Source organism: Aureimonas sp. N4 (assembly GCF_001463925.1).
In the GTDB taxonomy this organism is placed as follows: domain Bacteria; phylum Pseudomonadota; class Alphaproteobacteria; order Rhizobiales; family Rhizobiaceae; genus Aureimonas; species Aureimonas ureilytica_A.
The window spans coordinates 1-394 of the sequence record NZ_BBWS01000076.1 but is presented as its reverse complement, the minus strand read 5'-3'; the positions used below and the strand labels follow the sequence as shown (position 1 = coordinate 394).

Below are 394 nucleotides of genomic sequence, written 5' to 3'. Positions count from 1 at the left end.
GTGCGCGAGGAAAGTTCGCCGATCTCGGTCGCCGCCGCCTGGCTGCGCTCGGCGAGCTTGCGAACCTCAGAGGCCACGACCGCGAAGCCCTTGCCATGCTGCCCGGCGCGGGCAGCCTCAATGGCGGCGTTCAGCGCGAGCAGGTCCGTCTGGCGCGCGATCTCCTGCACCACGGCGATCTTCTCGGCAATCTCGCGCATGGCCTGCGTGGACTGGGCTACCGCATCGCCCGTGGTGCCGGCATGTTCGGCGGCCTGCGCTGCGATCTTCTCGGTGGTGGACGCGTTGTCGGCGTTCTGACGAATATTGGCGGTCATCTCCTCGATCGCCGCCGACGCCTGCTCGGAGGCCGCGGCCTGTTCGGTCGAGCCGGACGACAGCTTCTCGGCGGTTT

At 68.8% G+C, this 394-nt stretch carries 1 protein-coding gene; it reads right to left on the bottom strand.

Going from position 1 to position 394, the window contains the following annotated elements:
- The coding region (locus AUL28_RS23195; protein WP_244493603.1) for a methyl-accepting chemotaxis protein at positions 1–394 on the bottom strand (394 nt) is incomplete at both ends.